The organism is Campylobacter concisus (genome assembly GCF_902460575.1).
GTDB lineage: Bacteria > Campylobacterota > Campylobacteria > Campylobacterales > Campylobacteraceae > Campylobacter_A > Campylobacter_A concisus_AW.
This window is the reverse complement of sequence record NZ_CABPUY010000006.1, coordinates 1-9,627: the sequence shown is the minus strand read 5'-3', so window position 1 is coordinate 9,627 and position 9,627 is coordinate 1. Positions and strand designations below refer to the sequence as shown.

Below are 9,627 nucleotides of genomic sequence, written 5' to 3'. Positions count from 1 at the left end.
TGGAGCTTCCTTTTTCATATCTTTTTCTATGGTTTCATAGGGGATATCTTGCATTTTTAAAGTTTTTTTCAAGATAGCATCGTCCTTTTTCCAACAATCCTCTATCTCTTTTGCTTGTTTATCAAGTAGCTCTTCTATCTGCTTTTGCTCTTTTAGTCCTAAGATAGAAGTGTCTATGACTTCATGCTTATTGTCACTATTTGCTTTTAAGAGATCTTCCACACTTACTACGTTACCTTTTTTTGAGTGTTCCATATAGTCTCTTAGCTGAGCCATAGATATTAAATTTATTCTTTAATCCTTTATATTATGCTCTTTGGCATAGCTTAATATCTTTTGCCTAAGATCTTCTGGGAAGCTATCTCTATATATGACTGGTGTTAGAGGATTTAGCTTTTTATCTAATTTACCAGCTTCATATAGTCTTGTTAGCTCTTCTGGTGTGTTGTAGTATGGTGCATTTGGATATCCCTCTGGTGGGGTTAGGGACATTATTTTGGCTTCTAGGAGAGCAGAATCGATATAAAGAGAAAGATCTTTTTCACTCCATCTATTAGGGAAAGCACCTTTGCCATATTCCTCTTGAAATTCACTCATGTGACTTTTAATATAATTTGCAAATTCTTCCCTACTGGTCTCATTTGCATCTAGGTCTCTAGGGTCAAGAAGCTCGCCTTTATCTTCTACTAATTTTCTTAAGCGTTTATGAAGCGAGCCATCTGCATTATTAATGATGCCACCCCTATTAAAATCCATCACGAAATAGCTACCTACTATCTCATCAAGATAAGGCATCATCCCATATTCATCTAGTGGGGGATTTTTAGCTAGTCTTCTAAATTCTTCAGCCATTTGTAAATTTTTATTTAGACCTATATTATATGTTTGGTATTCAAATAGATCACCTAAATATTCTAAAGCTTTTACTACTCCTAGTTGAGCTGCTAAAAATACTCTTTGAAATCCTCTTGCTTTAAATCCTGCTTCATTTCCATATGAGAACCCCATAGGATCTCCAAGTATTCCTGCACACATTCCCCACTCTGCCGAAAACAGCATTGATTTTAATGTGCCTTTATGAGCATTTACTTCATCATAAATTTCAGCATACTCTGGCTTTGTTAGTTTGCCACTACTATCTACTCTACCTATGGCGTCTTCTGGGATATCTATCATAGTACATTTTAGATTACTTCTTTTTACTAGATAGATATATCTATCTCTTTTATCTTTTAAGCTTTCATAGTAAGCTTTTTCTGATTTAGTCCAAGGGGATAGTTTATTTGAGCTTGCTTTATAGCTAATGTCTAGCCATGGTTTAAATGATAGATAGTCTGTTTGACCTAATGAATTTGGTTTAGGGTTATAGTATAGTGGTTTATAGTTTTTATATGGAGATGAGTCGAGGATGGAGCGGGAGTCTAGAACCAGTTTGGCTGCAAGATCAGGAGCTAGCTGCATATTGGGATTTTTTTCGGCAACTATTAAATTTGTCTTTTTGTCAAATTCTATCTTATCCCCATTTGGCGCTATAACCGTATATGTATTAGTGTTATCCATTAAATTTCCTTTATTCATTGTTTTTTCTTTGCTGATAAACAGCGCTGAAGCTATTACTACTAAGATAGCTAAAGTTATAAATATGATCTTCTTCATATCTTATCCTATATAAAGACCATCTTCCATTACTATGGTAGTAGCTAGACGACCTACTAGGCGAGGTGGGATATTTTTTTCCTCTAAATTTTCATTTTCTTTCCAGCTTTCCCTACATCCCACATACACTCCCTTTATATTATTGTTACCAATAGTATCAAGAGCTTCTACTAGATATCTTGAAAGGTTAGAGTGGCTATTTTCATCATTGGTGTTAAAAATACCCTTTTTAAATACATTAACTATCTCAACCGCATCTTGATAGGCTTTTATGGCAGAAGAGAAACTATGTCCATCTTGGTTATCATCTTTATTATAGACACTATAAATTTCCTTCTCCTCTTTAACATCCAAATTTAACTCTCTTATCTCTACATCAGATTCAGTGTATCTACTTCTAGCATAGTTAAAATATCTTGCATCTATCTCATTACCAGATCCTCTTAGCTCATCTAAGCATAGATAAGCACTAAGGTTATTTAGCGCTAGTTTAGAGGCTAGGTTAAAAGATAGTCTGTTTTTCTTATGATCTATGTCGTAGTATATAAATGAGTTATAGTCTAGTCCTCCACTACTTATATTAGCTCCTAGAAATAGTCTATTTAAATTTAGACTTATATAGTTTTGATAGATCATTACTGGATAGTAGCAATATGTATTTGTACTATTTTTATCATAAGCTTCTTTTATAGACATAGGTTTATATGAGATATTATTTAGTGCGTAAGCTTCATTAAATTTATATGTATATCTTGTGTGCATTATCTCGTTGTAGTTCTCTTCTAGTTTTTCATAGGATGTTTTCCAAAGTTCTACTATACCTTTAAGAAAAGCTACTCCCACATCTTTGCCTAGTGACTTGCCATATCCTTTTAGCATGTTTCTCATAGCTTCAACATCTTTTGGGTTAAACATATAAGTTTGTTTCATAAAAGCAAAGCTTCTCATGCTATTCCAGATGATACTTATGTTATAGCGACCTATTAAAAGACGGAGTTTTACAGAGTTAATAGCCTGTTTAAGTAGATTTCCTTTTGATTTCCTTAGGATTTCAACATTTGTTTTAGAATTTGTTACATGCTTTATAAATTTATCCACATTTTCAGTATTATTCATAGTAAATAGCTGTCTTACTATATTTAATACACCAAGCTCATCAAGAAGCTCATCTGTTGCCTCTTTTTTATTTGGGTCAAATACAAATGAACCAATAGAATTATAAATTTTTGATTGACCATCCTCACTAAAGTACTCTGCAAAAGGAAATAGCCCCTCTATAGCAGTTTTTACTATAAGTGTTGGAGCTTCCTTTTTCATATCTTTTTCTATGGTTTCATAGGGGATATCTTGCATTTTTAAAGTTTTTTTCAAGATAGCATCGTCCTTTTTCCAACAATCCTCTATCTCTTTTGCTTGTTTATCAAGTAGCTCTTCTATCTGCTTTTGCTCTTTTAGTCCTAAGATAGAAGTGTCTATGACTTCATGCTTATTGTCACTATTTGCTTTTAAGAGATCTTCCACACTTACTACGTTACCTTTTTTTGAGTGTTCCATATAGTCTCTTAGCTCTTCGATGCAAATATATTCACCAACCTTTGCATTTATACTATCTTTGTAAAAAAACAAAGCTTGCTCTTTTTCGCCAAGTTTTATTGTTGCGTTTTTATGGATAACCTTTATCTTTTTTTCTGCTATCTCTATATATTCCCCATCATTACTAATGGATTTCTTTACCAGGTCTCCTGGGTAGCTTTTAGTTATTATAAAGTAAGCCACAGCAATAGAGAGCACTTCTGTTAAAGAGTAGTGATTGCTTGGCATACGATCGATTATTTTAGTTGCAAGTTCTTTAGCATCTTCTATATTCATTTCATCTTCGTATTTTTTCATATTAGCTATATCATCTATACTAGGATAGTCTGGGTCAAAACTTCTTTCAAAAACGTTTTTATTTATCTTTTCAAAAATATCTTTAAAAGTTAGAGTGACCTTATCCATATAGGCTTTTTCATTTTCTTTTATCTTCTCCATATCATTTGGCTGTTTGGTATAAGCATTTACATGTACAAAATTTGCATTATAAAGCTCATTATTTTTTAGTTGGTCTGGTACATATGCAAAAAAAGTTTTGTTTGCTTCTTTATCACTTGCCTTTTTTCTCTCTACGATATTGTCTATATAACCCTTATCTATCCTTGCAAATGGGGATAAATTTAAGACAAGAGTTGATTTATTGTTGCCTTTATTTATATCTATACTATATTGACTATAGTCTTTTATAGGAGTTAAGGTCTTTATATCATCAAATTTTTGTTTTACTACACTGCTATTGTTTGATCTATTTATTCCATCTTTTATCTCTTGATCTAAGCTCTTGCTTACAACCTCTTCTCTTAGCCCAGCGCTTGATCTAAAAGGTGAGTTTGAAAGAACGATGTAGTTTTTATTTAAATTTGAAAAGTCCTTGCTGTTCATCTCATCGTTTGCAGATTTACCATTTTTATCAGACTTATCTGATATTAGATTGGCTAGTTTTACAGAGTTGAAATTTGAAGCGCAGATGAAATTTAGATTTGCATTTAGTCCTTTTATCTCTTCTTTTAGTCTGTTAAAAAGCGTGTCTTCACTTGAGCCAAATCCTAAGTTTTTATTTATGATATCGTAAGAGCAGGCATCTTTAGTATATTCAAACACTGATACATCATCTAAATATCCATATACGCTATATCCTTCATCTGTATTGCAGTTTATCTCCTTTGTACCTGCATTGTGTTGAAAAGGAACATAGTCTAAATTTAAATGTGTAAAGTCTATAAAAAATCCAGACTTAGAATTTTTATCATTCTTAAATACCAAGACATTGCAATTTGAGTTTATATTTAAGGTATTTATAATAGAAGCAAACCTAGATGTAAAAAATCTTAGTATAGGCAAAGATACTCCATAAAGTGCTTTGTTGGCATCATACTTGTATATTTCAGTGTAAAAATCAACAAGTTCCCAAGCAACAGTACCCCATCCGATTAATTTTTTCCCTACCGCTTTTGTGCCTGAAAGATCAAAAAGACTTAATACAAAAAGCGCAAACTGCTTTATGATAAATTCTCCGTTATCCTTGTTTAGATCTCTTAAATTTTTGTCTAGTTCATCAAAACACTCTTTGACACTTCTTTCAAATTTAGCTTCATTTAACTCCTCATTAGACATTAAAGGTTTAGCATCATTTATTAGATCATCTTTTAAAGTACTTAAGCACTCTCTTAAAATATCTTTACTTTTGTTGTAATAAGATATTATAAAATCAAACATTTCAGCAAAATTTTCTGCTGGTCTAGCTTGATTTTCTCTTCCTGGACCATACTTTATTTTTTCTGTTCTAATTTTTACAGGATCGATCTTTTCCTTTAAATTTACAAAGAATTTATCAACTGCACTCTTTTTATGAACTACTTTTACTGGTATGCCTCTATATTTAAATTCTCTTGTTCTACTTAGATTTTTATCCTTAAAACTCTCTTTATCTATATAAAAGTCAGTTACAATAGATATTTCCCCATCATTTTTTTTAGAAAATATTGATCTTCTTGTATTTAAGAATGTTGTCATCTCGTTGTTTATCAAACTTGCCATACTACCAAAGAGATTTGACCCTAGGGAATTCAAACTAGACGTATAAAGCGTCACGCTCTTTGCATCAGTCATATACTCTTTCATCTTTTTTAATGTCTCTTCGCAAGAGTAGGTTATATTTATTTCGTTGTTTTGCATATTAAGCCACCACTACTGTTTTTGTTGTATTTATATCATCATTATATTTGCTATCAAGCCCACAAGCAAATTTTATATCCACCGTCTTAGCCTTGCTTGGTGTGACATAGATAAGATTACTCTCATCGCTTATATCATCCACAAACTGAAAAAATCCTATACCACTTTTTGGAAGTGTTGTATTTTTATATATAGATTCTATATATTTAGGTGTTATAAAGATGAAATTCTTATCCATGAGCGAGTATTTGAAGTTAAATGATGAGATACTAAATTTATCATCTCTAAAGCGAGAGCTTAGATGTTCTTTTAGCTTCTTATCTTTTACATCACCACCCTCGTCTAAATTTAGCTCCATCTCTTTAAATCCCTCTTGGTTTTTATGCTCCACATCATTTAGCTTATATATGCAAACAGCAAGGTTGTCTGCTTGATTAAGAGCTGATTTTACATGAAGTCTTATATGAGCACTATTTAAATTTGGATTTAGCACCGCTGCATTATTATTTTCTGATGTTGGGCTACCTATGCTATGAGCTAACTTTATCCTATTTTCTTTTTTGATGCACCTTAGCGGTGAGCTCGTGTTGCTTAGGCACGCTGGCACTAGATCTTGCATAACAGCATAGTGGTTATTTATACTTTTTAGACTAAGAGCCGCTCTTGGTACGTATGCCACCTTTGTGCAAGGGTTTTTAGCTGAGCAGCCAACTATCGGTGAGTTTATAAAATCAACATCAAGTATCACACCTTGATCGTCTGACCTTATGCTTTTGCCTGCTCTACTTTTTAGGATCACATGGCCGCCATGTGGGCAAACTACCACGTCATCTTCTATTATTGGATTAGCAAAGGCACTGCCACCAGCACTTACCGCGCTATTTTTCTTTTCTAAATTTATCCTTTCATTTGCCTTCTCAAGCGACTCTTTGGTCTCTTTGTTTGTTGGTTTTAGGTCTATATTTAGGCTCTTGTTTAGTAAAGAGTAGTTTAGCACACAAGCTCGTTGGTTTTTATAATCGATAGTTAGTCTTCCCTTGTCTTTATCCTCATCTCTTGGCTGATGAGAGAAGCTTAGAGAATTAGAATTTGACTCCTCCCCGTCCTCTTCTTTTTTAAAGTATAGTGGATAGTCTGATTGCTCTGTGGCGGTGTTTAGTGGTTTATCTATGATATAAACCTGCGTTTTTAGCTTTGTAAAGTCTATATCCAGATCAGAGCCAACTTGATTGATATCAAATATACTCTTATCTCTTAAAAGTATATCCACCTTGCCCTCACTGATATGCATTAGCTCGTTTGGCTCAAGCCTTATCACATTTAAGTACTCTTTTGCCACATCATTTTTGGCGTCTTTTGCCACGTTGTCTATCAGCTTAAAGTTATGCGTTAGCACTATGCCTCTTGTTATCTTCTTATCAGTATTTGTCTTGGCTATCGCCACATAGTGCTTATTGTCGTCCGCATATTTAAAGCTTTCAAATTTCAGCTCATAAGCACTTCTATAAATTTCTAGCCTTGCGTTTATGTACTCTTCTAGCTCTTTTTCGCTTGAGTTAGAATTTGCATGCGAGCTTACTATCTTAAAAAAGTCAGATATATAGCTCATGCGCTCTTTAAACGCTGCTAGATCGACCTTTTTACTTAGCATAAAGTATCTAACCGAGTAGATAGCAAAGAAAAGATTTAGATCGCCGCTTTTTACCTTGCTAGCTATATCTTTAGCGTCTAGCGCCTTTATCTCCTCTCTATCTATCATATCTACAAATTTATCTTTCTCTTTGTAGTACAAGAGCGAGCTTACAGGGTCTTCTAAATTTGGCGCCTCTTTTTCATCTTCAAAGCCTAGAGAATTTACATATAAAGCCACAGGATATATCACACTCTCAAGTATACTAAGCCTTTTTTTATCCTCGCTACCTAGTTTTGGTAGATAGCCCAGAGAAATTTTATAAAAGTAGACGTTAAAGCTTAAGCTTTGTATATAGTCATTTAGATAGTCTAGAGCGGCTGGCACATCTTTGCCATTTATCTTTTCCGCATTTTTCTCATTACTTAGCAGATACTCCATCAAGTATAGGCTCTCCACGATCTGCTTCATATAGTGAGAAGCTACTAATATATTTATAAGATGTAGCTTGTCTGTATTTTTATAGTCAAATTCTGCCCCATCACCTACTCTAGTAAGTGGTTCTAGTCCATATCTAAATCCAAGGTCAGATATCACCGAAGTGCTTGGCTCATAGAGTTGGTTCCACTCTCTTTTAAGACTATCCTCACCACTATCATCACTAGCGTCAAATAGTCCCTCATCATTTTTATCATAAATTTTATGTCTGACGCTGTCGCAGTGGTGTATCTCTACTTCATGGCTTCCTTTGCTAGATTTATTGATATTAGAGCTTACCTTTTTATCTCCTACTTCCTTGCAAGCTTTCTCATTATCTTTGATAGTATCTACACACTCTTTTAGTGTGCTATTGTCATCTTTAAAGCCAAACATACCCTTTATCTTGTTAAAGATAGAGCTAGCTATCTTTCCTACAAAGCCATTTGGATCAAGTAGTCTTGCCACCCACCTTACGCCTTTCATTATTGCCTTAGCTATAAAGCTAACAAATCTTAAAGCTATAGTGAGCAAACTAGCATATATACCACCAAAGCCAGGAGCGTTAAAAGTATATAGCTCTTTTACATCTTTAGTGTATAAAAAGGCAAAGGACTGCGCTAGGTGACCGCCTAGTGAGTGACCTGATAAGACAAGGTTAGAAACTTCACTCTTATCGCCTAAATTTGTCTTATGCTCTTTTATAGCATTATACATATCGCTTTTTAGCATAGCCATAGAGACTATTTGGCTTAGTCCTGCACCTAAAAAGGTTATCATGCCATCAGCCAAAACTAAGTCATTAAGCTCAAGTTCAGTTCCCCTAAAGCCTATGATATAGTTTTTAAATTTACTATCATAAAAGACCGTCGAGCTAAAGCCAGTGATAGATGTGTTTTTGATGTGACGGACTAGCTCATAGCGATTGACAAAGGCTTTTGTGCGGAGGGAGATTTGGTGGAAGGTTGGTTTATTGACAAAAATGTAAGACTCTTTTGTTATCTTGTCAGTATAGACAAAACTTTGAATTTCGTTATTTATAGGTTTTATTTCTGGGATTTCTCCATCTTCGGATATAGGTTTGGTTATTACCATGTCTTGATTAAAACGAGCTTCGATAGATAGAGCGTAGGCGGTTGGTTCGCCTATTTTACGATTATTTTTTTGTGATGTATCCGTTTCATTGCTTTCATCTATTTTATCGCCTAAAGTAATATCGTCAGCATATCTCCAAACAGGCTTTTTTATCTCTTGCTCTTTATATGAATTTACTATACTTTCAGGGACATTATCTTTACCAGGCTTACTATATAGATCATCTAAACCATTTTTCTCATTCTCACTTATCCAATGAAGCATTGCATAGCTTGCATCTGCAATGTCAGCATAGTCTTTAAATTTAAGTATTTGTTCTTTGGTTGAGATTTCACTCATTCTTTTTCCCTAACAAAAGTATTTTTATTATCATCAAAGTAGAACCTATTATTTCCACCTATATCTTTTATGTCTTTTCTAGATAGTGAAAAACCTCTGCCTTCATCTCCAAATAGACCATATTTAGTATAGCCAACTGTATAGTAAACAGATACTGCTATAGCTACTACATTATTATTGTCATCTACATAAAAATAAGATGGAAGCATTGTAGGTTTAAATTTATTATAGTTTTCAGTGCCTATATAATTTATTATCTTTTGTCTATCTTGATTTGATAATTTGGGCTTTTTCTCATAAGTCCTTGCTGGTGTATAGTATGGTCTGCCGTTGGAGAGGGTCTGCTCTATTTTTGGATTGTTATAATACCTTTCTTTTAATAACTCTCTCATCTTTTTGTTTCTTTCATTTTTGTTTGCTATATGGGCTATCTCATCTAAAATTTGTTGACTAACCGCTTTTCTTTCAGCTTCTCTTTTTTCTATCTCCTCAACAAATTTCTGATTAAATATATAACCACCACCATATTTACTAGCTATGCTTTCTAGTTCAGAGTTGCTTATCTTATTGCTTGCTTGGTTTGCAGAGCAGGCTATTAAAAATATGCTTGTTAGTAGTAGAAGTATAATGCCTATAAATTTCATCCTATATCCTTTTAGAAG

5 protein-coding genes are annotated in these 9,627 nt (G+C 33.6%); all 5 read right to left on the bottom strand.

The features are described from left to right. The coding region (locus tag F3G76_RS10245; RefSeq protein WP_149706663.1) for a hypothetical protein at positions 1–255 on the bottom strand (255 nt) is incomplete at its 3' end. A gap of 39 nt (positions 256–294) precedes the next feature. Then, positions 295–1,656 (bottom strand): thioredoxin reductase, encoded by a 1,362-nt coding sequence (locus F3G76_RS10240; RefSeq protein WP_149706662.1) that lies wholly within the window; start codon positions 1,654–1,656, stop codon positions 295–297. Between the two features lie 3 nt (positions 1,657–1,659). Beyond that, positions 1,660–5,424, bottom strand: coding sequence for a hypothetical protein (locus tag F3G76_RS10235; RefSeq protein ID WP_149706661.1), 3,765 nt, complete (start codon positions 5,422–5,424; stop codon positions 1,660–1,662). A 1-nt stretch (position 5,425) separates the two neighbouring features. After that, positions 5,426–8,965: an alpha/beta hydrolase family protein gene (locus F3G76_RS10625; protein WP_188116585.1), complete on the bottom strand. Its 3,540-nt coding sequence runs from the start codon at positions 8,963–8,965 to the stop codon at positions 5,426–5,428. Then, positions 8,962–9,627 (bottom strand): hypothetical protein (locus tag F3G76_RS10225; RefSeq protein WP_223227467.1); only part of this gene is annotated, 666 nt, incomplete at its 5' end. The genes F3G76_RS10225 and F3G76_RS10625, both read right to left, overlap by 4 nt.

Coding starts and splice junctions, on each gene's coding strand:
- F3G76_RS10240 (WP_149706662.1), bottom strand. CDS start 1,656: ATGAAGAAGATCATATTTATAACTTTAGCTATCTTAGTAGTAATAGCT.
- F3G76_RS10235 (WP_149706661.1), bottom strand. CDS start 5,424: ATGCAAAACAACGAAATAAATATAACCTACTCTTGCGAAGAGACATTA.
- F3G76_RS10625 (WP_188116585.1), bottom strand. CDS start 8,965: ATGAGTGAAATCTCAACCAAAGAACAAATACTTAAATTTAAAGACTAT.